This window comes from Micromonospora krabiensis (genome assembly GCF_900091425.1).
GTDB classification, from domain to species: domain Bacteria; phylum Actinomycetota; class Actinomycetes; order Mycobacteriales; family Micromonosporaceae; genus Micromonospora; species Micromonospora krabiensis.
In genome coordinates, this window is sequence record NZ_LT598496.1 from 6,441,375 (window position 1) to 6,459,509 (window position 18,135).

At 74.6% G+C, this 18,135-nt stretch carries 18 protein-coding genes; 5 read left to right on the forward strand and 13 right to left on the reverse strand.

The genetic code is table 11. The features are described from left to right. The first annotated feature begins 29 nt into the window (after positions 1-29). A complete protein-coding gene (gene mptB / locus GA0070620_RS29690; RefSeq protein WP_091596349.1) occupies positions 30-1,514 on the forward strand; it encodes a polyprenol phosphomannose-dependent alpha 1,6 mannosyltransferase MptB in 1,485 nt (494 codons plus the stop codon). Positions 1,515-1,560: 46 nt separating this feature from the next. On the opposite strand, the gene GA0070620_RS29695 is transcribed toward mptB, so the two are convergent. The 3 genes from GA0070620_RS29695 to glnA all read right to left on the reverse strand — a co-directional run bounded on the left by GA0070620_RS29695 (position 1,561) and on the right by glnA (position 4,435). Continuing rightward, positions 1,561-2,547 carry a serine/threonine-protein kinase gene (locus tag GA0070620_RS29695; protein WP_091596352.1) on the reverse strand — a complete coding sequence of 329 codons (987 nt, stop codon included), beginning with the start codon at positions 2,545-2,547 and terminating at the stop codon, positions 1,561-1,563. Continuing rightward, entirely contained in the window at positions 2,544-2,909 is a 366-nt protein-coding gene (locus GA0070620_RS29700; protein WP_091596355.1) for a PadR family transcriptional regulator, read from the reverse strand. Before GA0070620_RS29700 ends, GA0070620_RS29695 begins: the two co-directional genes overlap by 4 nt. A gap of 101 nt (positions 2,910-3,010) precedes the next feature. Then, entirely contained in the window at positions 3,011-4,435 is a 1,425-nt protein-coding gene (gene glnA, locus GA0070620_RS29705) for a type I glutamate--ammonia ligase (RefSeq protein ID WP_091596358.1), read from the reverse strand. Positions 4,436-4,830: 395 nt separating this feature from the next. Here glnA and GA0070620_RS29710 point away from each other — a divergent pair, with 395 nt between their 5' ends. Beyond that, positions 4,831-5,235 (forward strand): RDD family protein, encoded by a 405-nt coding sequence (locus tag GA0070620_RS29710; RefSeq protein ID WP_377519867.1) that lies wholly within the window; start codon positions 4,831-4,833, stop codon positions 5,233-5,235. A gap of 211 nt (positions 5,236-5,446) precedes the next feature. On the opposite strand, the gene GA0070620_RS29715 is transcribed toward GA0070620_RS29710, so the two are convergent. Then, positions 5,447-6,136, reverse strand: coding sequence for a DUF4191 domain-containing protein (locus tag GA0070620_RS29715; protein ID WP_091596363.1), 690 nt, complete (start codon positions 6,134-6,136; stop codon positions 5,447-5,449). A gap of 182 nt (positions 6,137-6,318) precedes the next feature. Between GA0070620_RS29715 and GA0070620_RS29720 the strand changes: the two genes are divergently transcribed. Together GA0070620_RS29720 and GA0070620_RS34105 are read left to right on the forward strand one after the other, a co-directional pair. After that, positions 6,319-6,513: a hypothetical protein gene (locus GA0070620_RS29720; protein WP_091596366.1), complete on the forward strand. Its 195-nt coding sequence runs from the start codon at positions 6,319-6,321 to the stop codon at positions 6,511-6,513. 146 nt (positions 6,514-6,659) lie between these two features. Next, the gene (locus GA0070620_RS34105; RefSeq protein ID WP_091599586.1) at positions 6,660-9,563 is read left to right on the forward strand and encodes a helix-turn-helix transcriptional regulator; all 2,904 of its coding nucleotides are present in this window, start codon (positions 6,660-6,662) and stop codon (positions 9,561-9,563) included. Between the two features lie 18 nt (positions 9,564-9,581). Here GA0070620_RS34105 and GA0070620_RS29730 read toward each other — a convergent pair whose 3' ends face one another. Genes GA0070620_RS29730 through lipA form a run of 4 tightly spaced genes read right to left on the reverse strand, consistent with a single transcriptional unit; the run spans position 9,582 to position 13,099 of the window. Then, on the reverse strand, positions 9,582-9,818 hold the full coding sequence (locus tag GA0070620_RS29730; protein WP_091596369.1) for a hypothetical protein: 237 nt from the start codon (positions 9,816-9,818) through the stop codon (positions 9,582-9,584). Between the two features lie 14 nt (positions 9,819-9,832). Further along, the gene (locus GA0070620_RS29735; RefSeq protein ID WP_091596372.1) at positions 9,833-10,315 is read right to left on the reverse strand and encodes a hypothetical protein; all 483 of its coding nucleotides are present in this window, start codon (positions 10,313-10,315) and stop codon (positions 9,833-9,835) included. Between the two features lie 37 nt (positions 10,316-10,352). Then, entirely contained in the window at positions 10,353-11,996 is a 1,644-nt protein-coding gene (locus GA0070620_RS29740) for a hypothetical protein (protein WP_091596375.1), read from the reverse strand. Positions 11,997-12,049: 53 nt separating this feature from the next. After that, complete coding sequence (gene lipA / locus GA0070620_RS29745) at positions 12,050-13,099, reverse strand: lipoyl synthase (RefSeq protein ID WP_377519864.1); 1,050 nt, start codon at positions 13,097-13,099, stop codon at positions 12,050-12,052. Positions 13,100-13,484: 385 nt separating this feature from the next. Here lipA and aspS point away from each other — a divergent pair, with 385 nt between their 5' ends. After that, a complete protein-coding gene (gene aspS / locus GA0070620_RS29750) occupies positions 13,485-14,771 on the forward strand; it encodes an aspartate--tRNA(Asn) ligase (protein ID WP_091596381.1) in 1,287 nt (428 codons plus the stop codon). A 50-nt stretch (positions 14,772-14,821) separates the two neighbouring features. Here the strand turns inward: aspS and GA0070620_RS29755 are convergent, their stop codons facing one another. The 5 genes from GA0070620_RS29755 to lipB all read right to left on the reverse strand — a co-directional run bounded on the left by GA0070620_RS29755 (position 14,822) and on the right by lipB (position 18,123). Next, a complete protein-coding gene (locus tag GA0070620_RS29755) occupies positions 14,822-15,445 on the reverse strand; it encodes a TetR/AcrR family transcriptional regulator (protein ID WP_091596383.1) in 624 nt (207 codons plus the stop codon). Between the two features lie 14 nt (positions 15,446-15,459). Beyond that, complete coding sequence (locus GA0070620_RS29760) at positions 15,460-16,134, reverse strand: DUF4166 domain-containing protein (RefSeq protein ID WP_091596386.1); 675 nt, start codon at positions 16,132-16,134, stop codon at positions 15,460-15,462. Then, on the reverse strand, positions 16,131-16,838 hold the full coding sequence (locus tag GA0070620_RS29765; protein ID WP_091596389.1) for an SRPBCC family protein: 708 nt from the start codon (positions 16,836-16,838) through the stop codon (positions 16,131-16,133). The genes GA0070620_RS29760 and GA0070620_RS29765 overlap by 4 nt, the downstream gene beginning before the upstream one ends. A 248-nt stretch (positions 16,839-17,086) precedes the next feature. Continuing rightward, positions 17,087-17,479 carry a VOC family protein gene (locus GA0070620_RS29770; protein WP_091599589.1) on the reverse strand — a complete coding sequence of 131 codons (393 nt, stop codon included), beginning with the start codon at positions 17,477-17,479 and terminating at the stop codon, positions 17,087-17,089. 5 nt (positions 17,480-17,484) lie between these two features. Continuing rightward, positions 17,485-18,123 carry a lipoyl(octanoyl) transferase LipB gene (gene lipB, locus GA0070620_RS29775; RefSeq protein WP_091599591.1) on the reverse strand — a complete coding sequence of 213 codons (639 nt, stop codon included), beginning with the start codon at positions 18,121-18,123 and terminating at the stop codon, positions 17,485-17,487. Positions 18,124-18,135 lie beyond the last annotated feature (12 nt).

An 18,135-nucleotide genomic window follows, 5' to 3' on the forward strand; every position in this document is an offset into this window, starting at 1 on the left:
CGCCGGTGACCGCAGCCGGCGGACGTCCGATGCCGGCCGTCGCGGGCGGGACGACCGGCGAGGGCCGGGCCCGCCTGGCCCGCTGGGCCGGCCTGGCCGGCGCGCTGCTGCTCGCCGTCGCCGGTCACCTCGGCGGGGCCCTGCCATCGGTGCGGCCGCGGACCACACCGGCCACCATCTGGCAGGGGCCGCACGGCCCGCTGGTCGTCGGGGCGTGGCTGGTCGGCACCGGGCTACTGGTCGGCGCCTGGTGGGCGCTGCGCCGGGACGTCCCGTCGACCGGGTGGGCGTACCGCACGGCCGGCCTGTGGGCGCTGCCGCTGCTGGTCACCGCGCCGCTGGGCAGCCGCGACGTCTACTCCTACGCCTGCCAGGGCTGGGCGTACGCGCACGGCGTCGACCCGTACGCGACCGGGGTCGCCGAGGCCGGCTGCCCGTGGCTGGACACGGTCTCGCCGATCTGGCGGGACACGCCCGCCCCGTACGGCCCGCTCTACGTGCTGCTCGCCGCGCTGGCGGTGCTCCTCGGCGGCGGACTGACCGGCACGATCGTGCTGCTGCGGCTGGTCGCCCTGGCCGGGGTGCTGCTGGTCGCGCTCTGCCTGCCCGGGCTGGCGCGCGCCGCCGGTGTACCGACCCGCCGGGCGGCCTGGCTGCTGCTCGCCTCCCCGCTCGTCGGCGTCCACCTGATTGCCGGGGCGCACAACGACGCGATGATGCTCGGGCTGCTCCTGCTCGGGCTGCTGGTGCTGGTGCGCTACCCGGGCAAGCCTCGCCCGCTGGTGGTCGCCGGGGTGCTGCTCGGGCTGGCGGTAGCCGTGAAGGCCAGCGCTGTCGTGGTGCTGCCGTTCGCCGCGCTGGCCGCCGTGCGGGGCCGCTACACCGTACCGGCGCTGCTGCGCGACGGCGGCTGGCTGGCCGCCGGGGTGCTCGCCGCCCTGCTGGCCGTCTCGCTCGGGTCGGGGCTCGGCCTCGGCTGGGTCGGCGGCCTCACCCACACCGCCGACTCCGCCCAGTGGACCTCACCGCCGACCGCGGTGGGGTTCGTCGCCGACTACGCGGGGGAGCTGCTCGGCCGGCAGACGGACGCGGTGCCGGTGACCCGGGCGGTGGGCCTGTTGCTGCTCGTGGCGGTGCTGGTGGTGCTCTGGTGGCGGGCGTGGACGGCGCTGCGCAGGCTCAACGACGTACGGCAGCGGGTCGCCCGGCTGGCGGCGGCCCGGCCCCGGGTCACGCTCCGCTCCGCCGGGCTGGCCCTGGCGGCCACGGTGGTGCTGGCCCCGGTCTTCCATCCCTGGTACGCCACCTGGCCGCTGGCCCTGCTCGCGGTCGCCGCGTCCCGGACCACCTGGTTCGTGCTGCCCTGCGCGCTCGCCGCCTGCCTCACCCTGCCGGACGGCACCAACCTGGCCCGGTTCAGCAAGGCGCCCGGCGCCCTGGTGATGACCGCTCTGGTCCTGACCCTCCTGGTGCTCGCCCTGACCCGCCGCCTCCGCACGCCGCCGCCCGGCTGATCGTGAGGTGGGCTGCCGCGCACCTCACGATCGGCGACGGGGCGGGTCAGCGGCCGCAGGTCGGGCAGGGGGCGGGACGGCGGGCCGCCCGGGCCCGTCGGCCGCGCAGGACGAGCGCCAGCGGCAGCAGTGCGGGGCCGACCACCCCGATCACGACGGCCGTCGCGGCCAGCTCGGACCAGACCGCGACGGTCATGCCGACCCCGTCGACCGTCGCGGCCAGCGGCTGCAGCGCGAGCAGGCCGATGGGGGTGAGCAGGACCAGCGTCGCCCAGACGCCCCGATGGTCGGCGCGCAGGGCGAGCCCGGCGGCGAGCAGCAGCGTCACCGCGAGCAGCGCGACGGCGGCACCCGGGAGCACCGGCACCGCCGTCCAGCCGTGGTAGCTCCCGCCGAAGGTCCCCGGGGGCAGCAGGTGAAGATTGGTGCCTGCGGCGGCGACGACGCCGACGGCGATCAGTGGCACCGCCCGCAGCGACGCCGGCAGCGCGTCCGGCAGGCCGAGCGCGATCAGGCCCAACGCGACCTGCGGCACCAGCACGAACAGGGGTGGGCGTGGCAGGTCGACGAGCGCGGCGGCGGGGACGAGGGCGACGGTGAGCAGCACCGCCGACGCGACGGCCCGCCGGGCCCACCGGCCGGGTGCCAGGGCGTGCACCACCGCGACGAGCAGCCAGGCGACCCACACGCCGATGCCGAGCGAGACGAACGGCCCGGCGGTCGGTACACCCAGTCCGGCCGGTGCGGGGCGCAGCTCCAGCAGCGACCAGGCCGTGGCGAGCGCGGTGGCGGTGAGGAAGGCGAGGACGGCCGCCAGGCGTACGCCCGGCAGCAGGTCGGCCGCCCCGGCCGCCCGCAGCCGCTGGCGGAGGCCGCCGCGCACGAGGTCGGCGACGTCCGCGCCGGACGGCCAGCGTTGGTCCGGCCGGGCCAGGTCGAGGTACGTCCCGACGATCTCGGCGCCCCGGGACCGGCGGTAGTCGGCGGGGTACGCGCCCAGCAGGCGCAGGTAGCGGCGCTCCAGGTCGGTCATGCCAGCCCTCCGGCGGTACGCGGGGCGAGCGGTCGGGCCGTGCGGGCGCGGGCCCGCAGCCGGCTGGTGGCCGCCTCGACGTTGCGGCGCAGGCGCTCGGTCTCGGCGCTGAGGGTGGCGTCGCCGGCGGGGGAGAGGCGGTAGTAGCGGCGCAGCCGGCCGTCCACCACCTCCTCGCGGTCGACCTCGACGAGGCCGGCGTCGACGAGCCGGTCCAGCGCCCCGTAGAGGGTGCCCGGGCGCAGCGAGACGCGGCCGTCGGAGAGGGACGTGACCTCCCCGATCAGCCCGTAGCCGTGCATCGGCTCGCCGGCGAGCGCGGTGAGGATCAGGAAGGTGGGTTCCCGCAGCGGTGTGTCCATGCCCGGCAATATAACGGACGCGAAGGTATATCGGGGGGCGTTACAAAGTGGCCGGGCCGGCTCCGCAAGCGGAGCCGGCCCGGCCGGGATGGAGTAAACGATCAGCAGTCGTAGTACATGGCGAACTCGTGCGGGGTCGGGCGCAGACGCACCGGGTCGACCTCGTTGGCCCGCTTCCAGTCCACCCACGTCGAGATCAGGTCCGGCGTGAAGACGCCGCCCTCGAGCAGGTAGTCGTGGTCGCCCTCCAGCCGGTCGAGCACCTCCGGCAGCGAGCCGGGGACCTGCTTGACGTCGCCCCACTCCTCGGGCGGGAGGTCGTAGAGGTCCTTGTCGATCGGCGCCGGCGGCTCGATCTTGTTCTTGATGCCGTCGAGGCCGGCCATCAGCATCGCCGAGAAGGCCAGGTAGACATTCGCCGACGGGTCCGGCACGCGGAACTCGACGCGCTTGGCCTTCGGGTTGCTGCCGGTCACCGGGATGCGGGTGCACGCCGAGCGGTTGCGCTGCGAGTAGACCAGGTTCACCGGGGCCTCGAAGCCCGGCACCAGGCGGCGGTAGGAGTTGACCGTCGGGTTGGTGAAGGCCAGCAGCGACGGGGCGTGGTGCAGCAGGCCGCCGATGTACCAGCGGGCGGTGTCGGACAGGCCGGCGTAGCCGGTCTCGTCGTAGAAGAGGGGTTCTCCGTTGAGCCAGAGGCTCTGGTGGGTGTGCATGCCGGAGCCGTTGTCGCCGAAGAGGGGCTTGGGCATGAAGGTGGCGGTCTTGCCGTTGGCCCAGGCTTCGTTCTTGACGATGTACTTGAACAGCTGCAGCTGGTCACCGGCGTGCAGCAGCGTGGAGAACTTGTAGTTGATTTCCGCCTGGCCGGCGGTGCCGACCTCGTGGTGGGACCGCTCCACGGTGAAGCCGGTGTCGACGAGGCGGCGCACGATCTTGTCGCGCAGGTCGGCGTAGTGGTCGACCGGCGGGACGGGGAAGTAGCCGCCCTTGTAGGCGGTCTTGTAGCCGCGGTTGCCGCCTTCTTCCTCGCGGCCGGTGTTCCAGGCGCCCTCGATCGAGTCGATGTAGTAGAAGGCCTGGTTCGCGGCGGTCTCGTGGCGGATCGAGTCGAAGATGTAGAACTCGGCCTCGGGGCCGAAGTAGGCGGTGTCGGCGATGCCGCTGGCCGCGAGGTAGGCCTCGGCCTTCTTCGCGACGTTGCGGGGGTCGCGGGAGTAGGCCTCGCGGGTGAACGGGTCGTGGATGAAGAAGTTCAGCGCGAGGGTCTTCTGCGCCCGGAACGGGTCGATGAAGGCGGTGGCGACGTCCGGGAGCAGGAGCATGTCCGACTCGTGGATCGCCTGGAAACCGCGGATCGACGAACCGTCGAACGCGAGGCCGTCGGTGAACAGATCGTCGCTGACGGACTCCACCGGCAGGTTGAAGTGCTGCATCACGCCGGGCAGGTCACAGAAACGTACGTCGACGAACTTCACGTCCTCGTTCTTGAGGTACCGCAGCAGTTCCTCGGGGTTGGCGAACACACGTCCTCCTGGCACGTCCAGTTGGTGGCTAGGCTCCTGGCGACGCTATGGCCGGGGGGTTGCCCGGCCGTGTCTCCTTTGTTTCTGCCGTGTTACGTCCCTCGCGGAGCGTCATGACCGCCGCTCGGCGCGGGTTGCGCACGCGTGGACCGGCGACGACCTGTGCCGTTGTCGTGGCCATTGCAGCCAATGGTCGGAATTGGCGCGTCCGCCACGGGAGCCGCTCCGCCTGCGGACCGGCCATCCGAGGAGATCTTGGAGGATTAGCGCCCCCGGAGGGGCCCCAACTCTCCAAGATCCGGGGGCCTGGTCCCCGCTCGCCACCGCTGGGGAGTCGGGCCGAGACGGCTCGGCACACGGCTGGCTCGTGGGGCTCGCCGACGGCTTGGCTACCCTTGACCGCTGTGACCAACCCGCCTGTTGAGCGCCCGGTACCGCCCGCGACCGACCCCGCCTTCAAACCGGCCGACCTGGGCCGCCGGTTCGGCGCACTGGTCATCGACTGGGTGCTCTGCCTGCTGGTGTCGAACTTCTTCGCCGACCCGGTACGCGACGGGTGGGCCCCGGTGCTGGTGCTGATCCTCGTGTACGGGTTCTTCCTCGGCCTCTTCGCCCAGACCCCCGGCATGTACCTCACCCGGATCCGCTGCCTCTCCTGGAGCGACGGCGGCCGGATCGGGGTGCCCCGTGCGCTGCTGCGCGGCGTGCTGCTCGCCCTGGTCGTACCCGCCCTGATCATGGACCAGCACCGCCGCGGCCTGCACGACCGAGCCACCAACGCCGCAATGACCCCCGCCTAACCACCCCCCCGCCCCGCGCCGCCCCGCTCCCCGCCCCGCCCTCCTGCCCGCGATCTTGCACTTCCTGCCCGGGCATAAGGCGTGAAAGCCCCACCCGCAGGGCCGAAACTGCAAGATCGCCGGGGCGTGGGGCGTGGGGCGTGGGGGGCGTGGGGCGGTATGCGAAAGGCCAGGCGCTCGGGCCTGGCCTTTCGTGGCGTACGTCGTGGGGTCAGCGGCCCCGGGTCTGGCGGAAGGCGCCGCGAGCCGGACGCATGTTCTTCGGGATCGCGCCCTTGGGCAGCTGCGGCCGGGCGCTGAGCGCCTTGAGGCGCTTGTCCAGCGCGTTGACGTCCTTGCCGCTGAGGTTGCGGGGCAGCCGCATCAGCGTCATCCGCAGCTTGCGGATGGGCAGCTCGTCCTCGGACTGGCCGATCACGTAGTCGTAGAGCGGCGCCGAGCCGATCACCTTGGCCAGCCGGCGCTTCTCCTGGCCGAGCAGGCCGCGCACCCGCTGCGGGTTGCCCTCGGCGAGCAGGATCACGCCCGGGCGGCCGATGACCAGGTGGACCATGTCCATCTGGGTGGTGGAGCTGACCGCCGGTGTGACCCGCCAGTCGCCCCGCATGCTCTCCATGATCTGGGCGGCGGCGCCGGGCTGCCCCTCGGCGGCGTTCATCATCGCCCGGTTGGACCGCAGGTTGAGCACGATCAGCAGCGCGAGCAGGATGAACAGGATGCCGATCGGCACCCAGATCCAGCCCCAGAAGATCACCGCCACCACGGTGAGCGCGAGCGGGATCAGCACCGCGGCGGCGGCCAGGGGCGCGAACCACCGGTCCTGCTTCGCGGTGAACTGGAACACCATCCCGATCTGCTTCAGCCGTTGGCCGAACGAGACCTTCTCCTGGGGCTTTGCCATACCGACGAGTCTAGTGGGCCGCGCCCGTCCTGTTGATCCGCGCCCGGGGTGCCCGCCGGCTGAGTACCTTACGGCCGCCCGACGGCCGGCCAGCGGCGGGTAAGGAGGGGGGCGGCGGCCGATAATGCGGCGGCGTCCCCATGCCTCGCGGGCACCTTCGCGCGAAGAGTCAACGTCAGCAGTTGACCACCCGCACGAAGGAGATCGACATGTTCGGCAACGACGCAGAGTTCCTCCTGTCGCTGCACCGTACCCACGCCGCCGAGCTGCGCGCGGAGGCCGCCGCGGACCGGTTGGCCCGCGCGGTGCCGCGGCCGGCCGGGCGCGGCTGGCTCGGCCGGCGGCGGCACGTCGGCCGCACCGACGCCCGCCGATGACCGTCCCGGCGGTCATCGGCGGACCCGCCGCCGCGAGTCCCGCGCCGGATCGCCCGGCCGCCCTCGGGGTGGGCGTCCCAGCCGCGCCGGGCGGCGGGTCCCCGGACCCGGCGATCGTGGGAGACCCCGGGCGCGCCGACCGTGGCATGCTCGGTGCCGTGACCGTACGCGCCGCCAGCACCGTCCTCGTCGGCCGGCAGCGTGAGCTCGCGGTGCTGCGCGACGCGCTCGCCCGAGCCCGCGCCGGTGAGCCGACCACCGTCCTGGTCGGCGGTGAGGCCGGCGTCGGCAAGACCCGCCTGCTGGAGGAGTTCTGCCGGCTGGCCGCCGAGGCCGGGGTCCGCCCCCTGGTCGGCCAGTGTCTCGAACTCGGCGAGGCGGGCCTGCCGTTCGCCCCGTTCGCCGCCGCGCTGCGCACGGTGCTGCGCTGCGACGGTCCGCAGGTGTTCGCCGGGTACGAGGGGGACTTCGCCCGGCTGCTCCCCGAGCTGACCCGGGTGCCGGCCGCCGCCGGCGCCCCGGCCGGCGCGCCCCTGTCCGACGCCCCGCGTGGCTACCTGTTCGACCTGGTGGCGGACCTCTTCCAGCGGCTCGCCGACGAGCGCCCGTTGCTGCTGGTCATCGAGGACCTGCACTGGGCGGACCGGTCCACCCGCGACCTGATCGGCTTCCTGGTGCGGGCCGCCCGCCCGGGTCGGCTGCTGCTGGTGAGCACCTACCGCACCGACGAGCTCCAGCGCGGCCACCCGCTGCGTCCCTTCCTCGCCGAGCTGGACCGCGCCCGCGCCGTCGACCGGGTCGAGCTGGGTCGGCTCGACCGGGACGGCACCGGGGCGATCCTCGCCGACCTGCTCGGTGCCGAGCCGGCCGCCCGTGCCGTCGACGACATCCACGACCGTACGCAGGGCAACCCCTTCTTCATCGAGGAGCTGGCCGCGGCCGGCGACCCCATCGGCTGCGCCACCCTGCCGGACACCCTGCGCGACCTGCTGCTCGCCCGGGTCGATCGGCTGCCCGAGCCGGCTCAGCGGGTGCTGCGCATCGCCGCGGCCGGTGGCACCCGCTTCGCCCACCAGCTGCTCGCCGAGGTGGCCGGGCTACCCGATCCGGAGCTGGAGGACGCGCTGCGCGCCGCCGTCGCCGCCCAGTTGGTCGTGGTCGACCCCGACGGGGACTACGAGTTCCGGCACGCCCTGGTCCGGGAGGCCGTCCACGACGAGTTGCTCCCCGGCGAGCACGCGCGCCTGCACGCCCGGTTCGCCGCCGCCATCGAGGCGCAGCCGCACCTGGTCGCCGCCGGCCGTGCCCCGGCCGAGATCGCCCACCACTGGCACGCCGCCCACGACCACCCGCGCGCCCTGGTCACCGCCCGCGCCGCCGCCCGGGCGGCCGCCGAGCGGTACGCGTACGCGGAGCAGAGCCGGCTGATGGAGCGGGTGCTGGAGCTGTGGGAGCTGGTGCCCGACGCCGGCCGGCTGCTCGACATGGACCACCTGGCGGTGCTGGAGGAGACCCTGACCGCGGCGGCGACCGCCGGTGACTACCAGCGCGCGCTCACCCTCACCCGGGCGGCGGCGGCGGAGGTCGACACGGCGGCCGAGCCGCTGCGCGCCGCCCGGCTGCTCGACCGGTGGGGCCGGATGGTGTCCATGCTCGGCAAGGGCGACGGTGCCGCCGAGCTGCGGGAGGCGTACCGGCTGGCGTCGGAGGGGCCGGACGGGCCGGAACGGATGGAGCTGCTCGCCGCGACCGCCTCCCAACTGGCCCGGATCGACCCGGTGGACGGCGTTCGGATCGCCACCGAGGTGCTGGCCGCCGCCGAGGCGGCCGGGATGGACGCCGCCCGGCTGCCGATCCAGATGGCCGTGCTGGCCCACCGGAAGGACTCGGCCGAGCTCGGGCTGGCCGAGATCCGCCGTGCCGAGGCGTCGGCCCGTGCCGCCGGTGACGTCCCGACGCTGGTCAGCGCGCTGGTCTACATCTCCGACCTGCTTTTCGAACTGGGCCGCTACGAGGAGTCGGCGCAGGCCGCCGCCGACGGGGTGACCGAGGCGCGCCGGGTCGGCATCAGCCGGTCCACCGGGGCGTACCTGCTCTCCAACCGGGCGGAGGCGCTGGTGGCCCTGGGCCGCTGGGCGGAGGCCGACCGGGTCTGCGCCGACGCGGCCCGGCTCGACCCGCCCGGCGTCGCGGGCCTGCACTGGCTGCAACTGCGGGCCGGGTTGCGACTGGCCCAGGGCGCCCGAGGCGCCGACGAGGCGATCGGTCGGGCGTTGAGCTTCCTCACCCGCCCCTACCTGCACCCCCACATGCGGCTGCCGGTGGACGAGCTGCGGGTGGAGGCGGCGCTCGCGGTCGACGACCGGTTCGAGCTGCGGCGGGCCGTGGAGGCGGCGCTCGCCGTCGACTCGCTGCCCTTCTATCCCCGGTACGCCTGGCCGCTGCTCGCCGCGGCCGCCCGGGGCGCCCGGCACCTGGACGACATGGCGCTCGCCGCCCGGGTCGCCGCGTTGGCGGCCACGGTGCCCGTCCGGTTCCCGCCCGAGCGGGCGTACGCGGCGCAGGTCACCGCGACCGTCGCGCCCGGGCCGGACCCGTTGGCGGCCTGGCGCACGGCCGTCGCGGCGTGGCGGGTCGATGGGCAGCCGTACCCGCTGGGCCGTGCGCTGCTGTCACTGGCGGAGGCGGCCGCGGCGGCGGGGGAGCGGTCGGAGGTGGCCGAGGCGGTGCAGGAGGTGGCCGCGATCGCCGGTCAGCTCGGCGCGGCGCCGCTGGCGGAGCAGGCCGCCACCCTGGCCCGCCGGGTGGGCCTGCGCGGCGCGGCCCGGGGCCGCCCCGGTGACCTGCTGACCGAGCGGGAGCGGGAGGTGCTGCGGCTGGTCGCCGAGGGGCACAGCAACAGCCGGATCGCCGAGCGGCTGTTCATCTCGCCCAAGACGGCCAGCGTGCACGTCTCGCGCATCATCGCGAAGCTGGACGTGGCCAACCGGGTGGAGGCCGCCGCGCTCGCCCACCGGCTCAACCTGCTCGGCGACCCCGCCGCACGCTGACGCGGGTCGTCGGCGCGGCTACCCCTCGAACGGGGACCGCGGCAGCGGGGGGCGTGGGGGAGCGTCCGTCGCCTCGTCGACGCGCTCGATCTGCCACCGTACGACGGTGGGCGCCGCCAGCCGACCGAGCTGCGCGCCGAGGAGACCGGCGGCGACGGCGAGCGCGAGAACGGCGAGGCCGAACAGCGCCTCCCGAAGCGCCGCCCGACGGTCGACGGGCTGCCCCGGCGGCAGGCCGCCTCGGAAGAGGGGCATTCCTGGTGACCCCATCACCGCCATGACAGCACCTCCTGCGCGACGACCGTGGCCGCATCGGCGAGGGCCGCATCGGTGAGGGCCGCGTCGGTGAGGGCCGCATCGGCGAGGGCCGCGTCGGTGACGCCGACCGCCGAGTAGTGGACGTAGACGAGGTAGGTGCCGAGGCAGGCACTGAGGTGGACGGTCCGGCCGGCGGCGGGATCGCCGTCGAAGAAGTAGAGGGCGCGGTCGCCGAGCGCCAGGGGCTGGGTGCGGCGGTTGAGAGGCTGGTACAGCGTCTTGTCGGCCGACTCGCACCGTGGCCCCTGGCCGTCCCGCCGGCCGAGGCGGACCAGCGCGACCCACAGTGCGGCGTGCGAGCCGCCCGGGGCCGACGCGGTCTCCGCGGAGCAGGTGTTCGAGCGGGTGCCGGGCGCGCTGCCCTGCTCGCCGTCGGCGGTCACCAGGACGCGGAGGGCCAGCACCGTGAACCGGACCGTGCGCCGGGCGCTCATGCGTCAGTGTTGCCAACGCCCACACGGACGGCAGGGGTCAGGTGCGGGGGAGGTAGACCCGGTAGCCGTCGACGGTGACCAGGTCGAGGCTGCCGGGGGCGGCTCGCATCCGGTCGTCCAGTCGGGACGCCAGCGGCGAGCCGGTGGGCGCGACCCAGGCCGGGGCCGTCGACCTGGACACCGCCCGGCGGTACGCGGGGTAGCGGTCGAAGCCCGGCCGCAGTTCGTCGTCGATCACCGCGCAGACGACGTCCTCGCCGCTGGCGAAGGTGAGCCGGTTGCAGGTCCAGTAGCCGGCGTAGACGTGGCGGACGCCGAGGCCGCGCAGCGTGGCGACCAGGTCGGTGTGCCGGTCCTCGGCGGCCCGTGCCCCGGGGGCGGTGCCGGCCGCCCGCCCGGTCGCGTACCCGGTGGTGAGGATCGTCGCGGCCAGTACGACGGCGGCGCCGACCGCCGCGACGCGGACCGGGACCGCCGGCCGCGGCGCGTGGGCGAGCCCACGGCGTACGACGCTCCACAGTGGCCAGAGCAGGGCGGGTAGGGAGATGAGCAGGCAGGACAGGTAGCGGGAACTCTCCACGGGGGTGAGCCCGGAGGCGCTGCTGGCGACGTACACGGCGAGGGTGGCGGCCGCCGCCAGCGTCAGGGCGAGCCGGAGCGCGCCGGCGACCCGACCGGCCGGCGCCGGCCCGTTCCCGCCGACGACCCGCCCGCCGGCCGGTGCGCGCAGCGCGCGCCAGGCGCCGACCGTGCCGGCCACGAGCAGCACCGGCAGTGTGACCGCCCACCAGAGCTGCCACGTCGCGCAGTGCCCCGGCGAGCAGAAGCCCATGCCCAGCGGGGGGCCGAGCAGCAGGCCGCCGTGCAGCCGGTCCGCCCAGCCGGCCGGCACGTCGGCGCCGCCCGCCGCCAGCACCGCGGTCAGCGGGTTACGGCCGGTGGCCAGGCTGTGCCCGAGCAGCGGCGCGGCGCCGACCAACGCGGCCAACCCGAGCGTCACGCCGGCCCACCCGCGCACCTCCCGCCAGCGGACGACGAGCAGCACCGCCCCGACGGCGACCACGTACGGCAGCACCAGCGGGTCCACCCAGAGCGTCAGTCCGGCGAGCAGACCCCACGCCGCCCAGCGCGGCAGCCGTCGGCGCGGCCGACCGGCGCACAGGTCGTACGCGAGCAGGGCGAGCGCCGCGCCGGCGGTGTTCATCTCCGGGTAGCCGCCACCGGCGATCAGCTGGTTCTTGACGATCCGGTCCGAGCCGAACGCGAGCAGGACCACCACGAGCAGGGCGAACCAGCGGTCCCCGGTGAGCCGCAGCGTCAGCCGCCAGGCGAGCACGACGAAGAGCGCGTACAGCGCCAGGGTGGGCAGGCGCAGCCCGAGCACCGACGGACCGGTGAGGGCGAGCACCGGCGCGGCGAGGTACGCCTCCAGCGTCCCCATGTAGGCCTGGCCGTAGAACCAGACCGGGAACTCCTGCCCCCGGGCGATGTGCAGCGCGGCCAACCCCATGGTGGCCTCGTCGCTGTTCGTCGGCGGCGCGTCCCACAGCAGCAGCGTGAGCCGGTAGCCGACCCCGGCCAGCAGCGCGAGCAGGGTCAGCGCGCCGGCCAGCCGGACGGGCCCGGCGCCCGGCAGCGCGCGGGGCGCGTCGCGGGGCTCCTGGCGTACGCCGACGGTCATGGACTGATCATGGCACCCGGCCGGCACCGGGCGGCGCAGCAGTGCGCGGCGGGTCAGCCGGCGGCGACCACGCTGCCCTCGCGGGCGGCGAGGGCCTGCTGGTAGAGCCGGCCGGCCCGGTAGGAGGAGCGCACCAGCGGCCCGCTCATCACCCCGGCGAAGCCGATCTGCTCGGCCTCCTCGCGCAGCTCGACGAACTCCTCCGGCTTGACCCACCGCTCGACGGGGTGGTGCCGGGCGCTGGGACGCAGGTACTGCGTGATGGTGATCAGCTCGCAGCCGGCGTCGTGCAGGTCGCGCAGCGCCTGGGAGATCTCGGCCCGCTCCTCGCCCATGCCCAGGATCAGGTTGCTCTTGGTGACCAGACCGGCGGCGCGGGCCTGCCGGATCACGTCCAGCGACCGCTCGTAACGGAAGCCCGGACGGATCCGCTTGAAGATCCGCGGCACCGTCTCGACGTTGTGGGCGAGCACCTCGGGGCGCGCGCCGAACACCTCGGCGAGCTGCTCCGGAACGGCGTTGAAGTCCGGGATCAGCAGCTCGACGCCGCAGCCGGGCTGCAGCGCGTGGATCTGCCGGACCGTCTCGGCGTAGAGCCAGGCACCGCCGTCGGGCAGGTCGTCGCGGGCGACGCCGGTGACGGTGGCGTAGCGCAGGCCCATCGTCACCACGGACTCGGCGACCCGGCGCGGCTCGTCGGCGTCGAACTCGGCGGGCTTGCCGGTGTCGATCTGGCAGAAGTCGCACCGGCGGGTGCACTGGTCACCGCCGATGAGGAAGGTGGCCTCCCGGTCCTCCCAACATTCGTAGATGTTGGGGCAGCCGGCCTCCTGGCAGACGGTGTGCAGCCCTTCGCGCGAGACGAGCCCGCGCAGCTGGGTGTACTCCGGCCCCATGCTGGCCTTGACCTTGATCCACGGCGGTTTGCGCTCGATCGGCGTCTCGGCATTGCGGGCCTCGATCCGCAGCATGCGCCGCCCCTCGGGGGCGGGCGTCGCGGTACGCGCGGCCTGGCCGGTCGTCGGCGCGGAGTGCTCGATCGTCACGAAACCGAGCCTACGCCGCACGGTGGCCGTCGATGTAGGTCGGGCGACCGGCGTCACGCCCCGGAGCCTTGTGACGCCGCACACCGCGCAGTCGAAAAAGGTCGTCACATTCTGCCGGTGTCGGTGCTAGCGTTCCCGCCAACAGCGACGACGGAGCCGAGTAGCGGCCCGACCCGCCAGAGCAGAGAGCCGCCGGTTGGTGCGAGGCGGTCTGGCGCCGGGCCCGCGAAGACCCTCCCGAGCTGCGGGAAGAACGGCGTCCGCGCCCAGTAGAGCCCGCCGGTTGGCCCCCGTCACGGGCGACGAACGAGGCTCCCGCTCCGGCGGGGGCGAAGGTGTGGTGGCACCGCGAGGTTCCCGCTCGCCCGCACCTCTTTGGGACAGGAGTGATGCTCCGCCGCACACGGCGGAGGCGTTGCGATTGATCAAGGAGGTAGCCGCGATGCAACGCATCCTGTCCGCCCAGCTCACCACCCGCGTCGGCGAGACCGTCCGGGTCGCTGGTTGGGTCCACCGCCGTCGGCTGTTGAAGTCGGTGGCCTTCCTGATCATCCGGGACGCCACCGGCCTGGCCCAGGTGGTGGTCGCCGACGCCGCCGTCCGCGCCCAGGTCGAGGCGCTGACCGAGGAGAGCACCGTCGAGGTCGTCGGCACGGTGACGGCGAACACCACGGCGCCCGCCGGGGTCGAGCTGACCGCGCCGACGGTACGGCTGCTCGGCGCGCCCGCCGAGCCGCCACCGTTCGACCTGTACCGGCCGGCGCTCACCGCGAGCCTGCCGACCCAGCTCGACCACGCACCCGTCGCCCTGCGACACCCCACCCGGTCGGGGGCGCTGCGCGTCTCGGCGGCGGCCGTCGCCGGGTTCCGGGCGGCGCTGGACGCGGGCGGGTTCGTGGAGGTCCACACGCCGAAGGTGGTCAGCTCGTCGACCGAGTCCGGGGCGAACGTGTTCGCGCTGGACTGGTTCGGCCGCCCCGCCTACCTGGCGCAGTCGCCGCAGTTCTACAAGCAGCTGATGGTGGGCGTGTTCGAGCGCGTGTACGAGGTGGGTCCCGTGTTCCGGGCCGAGCCCCACGACACCGCCCGACACCTGGCGCAGTACACGTCGCTCGACGTCGAGCTGGGCTTCGTCACCGACCACCGGGACGTGATGGCCGTCCTGCGTGACGTGCTGGCCGGGATGCTGTCCACCGTGGCGGACCGGGCCGGGAGCGCCGTGGCCACGCTCGGGGTCGACCTGCCGGTCGTGCCGGAGCGGATCCCGGAGCTGCACTTCACCGAGGCGCTGAAGGTCGCCGGTGCGCCGGCCGACGAACCCGACCTGGCGCCCGCGCACGAGCGGGCGCTGGGGGAGTGGGCCCGCCGGGAGCACGGGTCGGACTTCCTCTTCGTCACCGGCTACCCGATGGCGAAGCGGCCGTTCTACACCCATCCGGACCCGGACCGGCCCGGGTACAGCAACGGGTTCGACCTGCTGTTCCGCGGGCTGGAGCTGGTGACCGGCGGGCAGCGCCTGCACCGGCACACCGACTACCTGGCGGCGCTGGCCGAGCGCGGCGAGCCGGTCGAGCCGTACGCCGGCTATCTGGACGCGTTCCGCCACGGGATGCCGCCGCACGGCGGCTTCGCGATCGGCCTGGAACGCTTCGTCGCCCGCCTGACCGGGGCGGCGAACGTCCGCGAGGTCACCGCCTTCCCGCGTGACCTGCACCGCCTGACCCCGTAGTCGCGCCCTTCGCTGGTGCTGGTCGAGGTGGCCGACGGGAGGAGGGGGTGTCAGCCGCGGCCGCGGAGTCGGGCGCGCAGCGCGCGACGGGCGATCGGCCCGAGGTCGTCGACCACCTCGACCAGCACCGCCAGGCGTTCCAGGGCGGCGAAGGCGTCGCCGGCCCCGGCCGGGTCGACGCCTTCGAAGAGTTCCAGGCCGACGAAGGCGGCCGAGATCGCGCGGGCGAGCCCGGCCGGGTCGGCGACCGGGGCGACCGGGGAGTCACGCAGCAGCCGGCGCAGCACCTCCTCGATCTCGGCGGTCCAGAGTCGCAGCGCGCCCGCCGTGGCCTCGGCGAGCCGCTGATCCGTCTGCGCGCCGGCGAGCAGTTGGGCCAGGACCGCCACGTTGCCCTCGGCCCGCTCCTGGTCGTGCAGGACGCGACCCAGGTCGAGCAGCTCGCGCAGCGATCCCACCCGCGCGAGGCGTTGGCGGTAGACGGCGACGCGCGCCGTGGTCGCGGCGCCGCAGGCCTCGGCGAGCAGGTCGTCGACGCTGCCGAAGTGGTAGAAGACGAGGGCCTGGTTCACCCCGGCGGCGGCCGCGATCGAGCGCGCGGAGGTGCCGGCGATGCCGTGGGTGCGGATCGCCACGAGCGCGCCGTCGATCAGCTTCTCCCGGGTGCCGGCCATCGGGCTCCCTTCCGTCAGTCCCGGGGATTCTCCCGCAGCGGCCGCACGGCGGCGGGCACCGGTGCGCGGTCGGGCCCAAGGTAGCTGACGGTGAAGGTGCCGCTGTACCCGAACACCGGCCCGACGAGCGGGTTGCTGACCTTCACCTCGATGCCGAAGCGTCCGTGGCGGTCGTCGTACCACTCGCGCAGGTGGGCGTGGCCGGTCAGCGCGGCCGGGCACGGCAGGCCGCCGCGGAACCGCTGGCCGCCGCTGCGGATGGTCAGCGCACCGGTCTCGTCGACGCCGAGGCGCAGGTCGACCGCGAGGTGCTGGTGCGTGCCCAGGTAGTCCACCAGGGTCCCCCGCCGTTCGCTCCAGACCATCGTGGCGTCGAACCGGCGCCTGCGGTGCGTCGTCACCTGGAAGGTCCGCACGAAGGTCAGGGTGGGCCGGCGGTACGAGTCGATGTAGGCGTAGTTCTCGATGGTGAAGGGAACGTCGACGCCGGTCTCCGGGAACAGGACGTGCCGCAGGGTCCCCAGCCGCAGCAGGGGTGCCGTGACGGCCGGGCCCCGCCAGACCCGGGTCATCACGCCGCTGCCCACGCAGCCCACGTCGGTGCGGCCGTCGACACCGAATCGGCGCCGCAGTTGCGGATGCAGTCGGTCGAAGTCGGCGCCCAGGGCGCGCTGGAAGACGGAGGTCACAGCTTCTCCCACAGAGACGGAGGGCGGGCGGCGAGCGGATCCGGCGGTCGGCGGCGACAGCGGCGGGCGGCCGGCGTGTGCGGATGGGGCGGCACCGTCAGGGCGAGCACGGACGCGGTGAGCACGGCGACGGCCACGCCGGCGGGCCCGACGGCGGGCAGGGCCAGCCCGCCGACGCCGCCCACCGCGAGCACGCGCAGCGTGACCTCACGCGCGGCGTTGCCACGAGCCCGTTCCGGAGGTACGCCGTGCTCCAGCCACAGTCGCAACCGGTCGAAGGACCAGGCGGTCGCCCAACCGAAGAGCGGGCGGAAGGCGAGGTCGGCGAGCCGGCCCGGACGCCCCCACCGGGTCAGGTACGTGTAGCGGGTCAGGAAGCGCACGCCGCGCGGGCCGGGCACGTAGCGCCAGTAGCCCGAGCCGGACGCGATCAGCGAGCGCGGGTCGGCCGAACCGAAGCGCAGGACCGACGTGCGGGTGCCGTCGGGCCGCGCCCGCTCGCCGGCGTGCACGCCGTAGCCGGCGACCCGGACGCCCGGCAGCACGGTCGTCGAGTAGCGGAAACACGTCGGCACGGTGCCCGGCACCGGATGGATGCGGGTGAAGCGGGCATCCCAGCGGGGATGTGCCCCCGGATCCTGCGTTGCCCGCCACACCCGATCCACCGGAGCGTCGATCAGCGTCTCCACATAGATCGCGCGCATCCGGTGCCCCCGTTCTTGAGCGGTTGCTCAAATCGACGATAGCGTCGTTTGAGCGATCGCTCAAGGCCTGGTTCGATGGACGTGCGGGGGCGTCCATACGGGGCGGGGTCCGGCCGGCCGGAAGGAATGCGGCGCGGCGGCTGGCCCGCGCCCACGATGAAAGGCGCCGGGGCGGCTGGCCCGCGCCCACGATGAGAGGCGCCGGGGCGGCCGACGGCCCGGCGCCGAGGGCGGCAGCGTGCGTCGGGTCAGGCGGGGCCGAGGAGGTCCCAGCGGTTGCCGGCGATGTCGCGGAAGACGGCGACCTGCCCGTACGGCTCGGTGCGGGGCGGGCGGACGAACTCCACGCCCGCGTCCCGCATCCGTCGGTAGGTGGCCCCGAAGTCGTCCACCTCGAGGAAGAAGCCCACCCGACCGGCGACCTGGGCGCCGACCACGGCGGCCTGGTCGTCGCCGTCGGCGCGGGCGAGCAGCAACCCGGTCTGCCCGCCGGGCGGTCGGACCACGACCCACCGCTTCGGGCGGCCGTCGGTGGTGAGCGACGGCTTGTCCTCGACCAGGTCGAAGCCGAGCACCTCGGTGAAGAAGGTGATCGCCGGGTCGTACTCGGCGACCACGAGCGTGACGAGGTCGATCCGCATCCGGGTCACTCGGTGACGGCGACCAGGGTCGACAGGCGGCGCTCCACGACCGGCAGCACGTCGGTCACGGTGACCGGGCGGCCCAGCTCGGCGGTCAGGGAGGTCACCCCGGCGTCGCGGATGCCGCACGGCACGATGCGGTCGTAGAAGCCGAGGTCGCAGTCGCAGTTGATGGCGAAGCCGTGCAGGGTGACCCCGCGGGCGACGCGGATGCCGATCGCGGCGACCTTGCGGGCGGGGCCGCGGTCGTCCTCCGGCACCCAGACGCCGCTGCGGCCCTCGATGCGGCCGGCGGTCAGCCCGAACTCGGCGCACACGTCGATGAGCATCTGCTCGGTGCGCCGCACGTACGCGACCACGTCGACCGGGTCGGGCAGCCGCACGATCGGGTAGCCGACCAGCTGTCCCGGGCCGTGCCAGGTGATCTTGCCGCCGCGGTCCACGTCGACGACCGGCGTGCCGTCGGTCGGCCGGTCCCACGGCTCGGTGCGCTTGCCGGCCGTGTAGACGCTCGGGTGCTCCAGCAGCAGGACGGTGTCGCCCTGCTCGCCGGCCACCACCGACTCGTGCAGCCGGCGCTGCTCGTCCCAGGCGGCCTGGTAGTCGAGAAGTCCGGCGCGGACGGCCGTGAGGCCGGAGATCATCGTGCTCACACC

Coding starts and splice junctions, on each gene's coding strand:
- mptB (WP_091596349.1), top strand. CDS start 30: ATGCCGGCCGTCGCGGGCGGGACGACCGGCGAGGGCCGGGCCCGCCTG.
- GA0070620_RS29695 (WP_091596352.1), bottom strand. CDS start 2,547: ATGACCGACCTGGAGCGCCGCTACCTGCGCCTGCTGGGCGCGTACCCC.
- GA0070620_RS29700 (WP_091596355.1), bottom strand. CDS start 2,909: ATGGACACACCGCTGCGGGAACCCACCTTCCTGATCCTCACCGCGCTC.
- GA0070620_RS29715 (WP_091596363.1), bottom strand. CDS start 6,136: ATGGCAAAGCCCCAGGAGAAGGTCTCGTTCGGCCAACGGCTGAAGCAG.
- GA0070620_RS34105 (WP_091599586.1), top strand. CDS start 6,660: ATGCTCGGTGCCGTGACCGTACGCGCCGCCAGCACCGTCCTCGTCGGC.
- GA0070620_RS29730 (WP_091596369.1), bottom strand. CDS start 9,818: ATGCCCCTCTTCCGAGGCGGCCTGCCGCCGGGGCAGCCCGTCGACCGT.
- GA0070620_RS29735 (WP_091596372.1), bottom strand. CDS start 10,315: ATGAGCGCCCGGCGCACGGTCCGGTTCACGGTGCTGGCCCTCCGCGTC.
- GA0070620_RS29740 (WP_091596375.1), bottom strand. CDS start 11,996: ATGACCGTCGGCGTACGCCAGGAGCCCCGCGACGCGCCCCGCGCGCTG.
- aspS (WP_091596381.1), top strand. CDS start 13,485: ATGCAACGCATCCTGTCCGCCCAGCTCACCACCCGCGTCGGCGAGACC.
- GA0070620_RS29755 (WP_091596383.1), bottom strand. CDS start 15,445: ATGGCCGGCACCCGGGAGAAGCTGATCGACGGCGCGCTCGTGGCGATC.
- GA0070620_RS29765 (WP_091596389.1), bottom strand. CDS start 16,838: ATGCGCGCGATCTATGTGGAGACGCTGATCGACGCTCCGGTGGATCGG.
- GA0070620_RS29770 (WP_091599589.1), bottom strand. CDS start 17,479: ATGCGGATCGACCTCGTCACGCTCGTGGTCGCCGAGTACGACCCGGCG.
- lipB (WP_091599591.1), bottom strand. CDS start 18,123: ATGATCTCCGGCCTCACGGCCGTCCGCGCCGGACTTCTCGACTACCAG.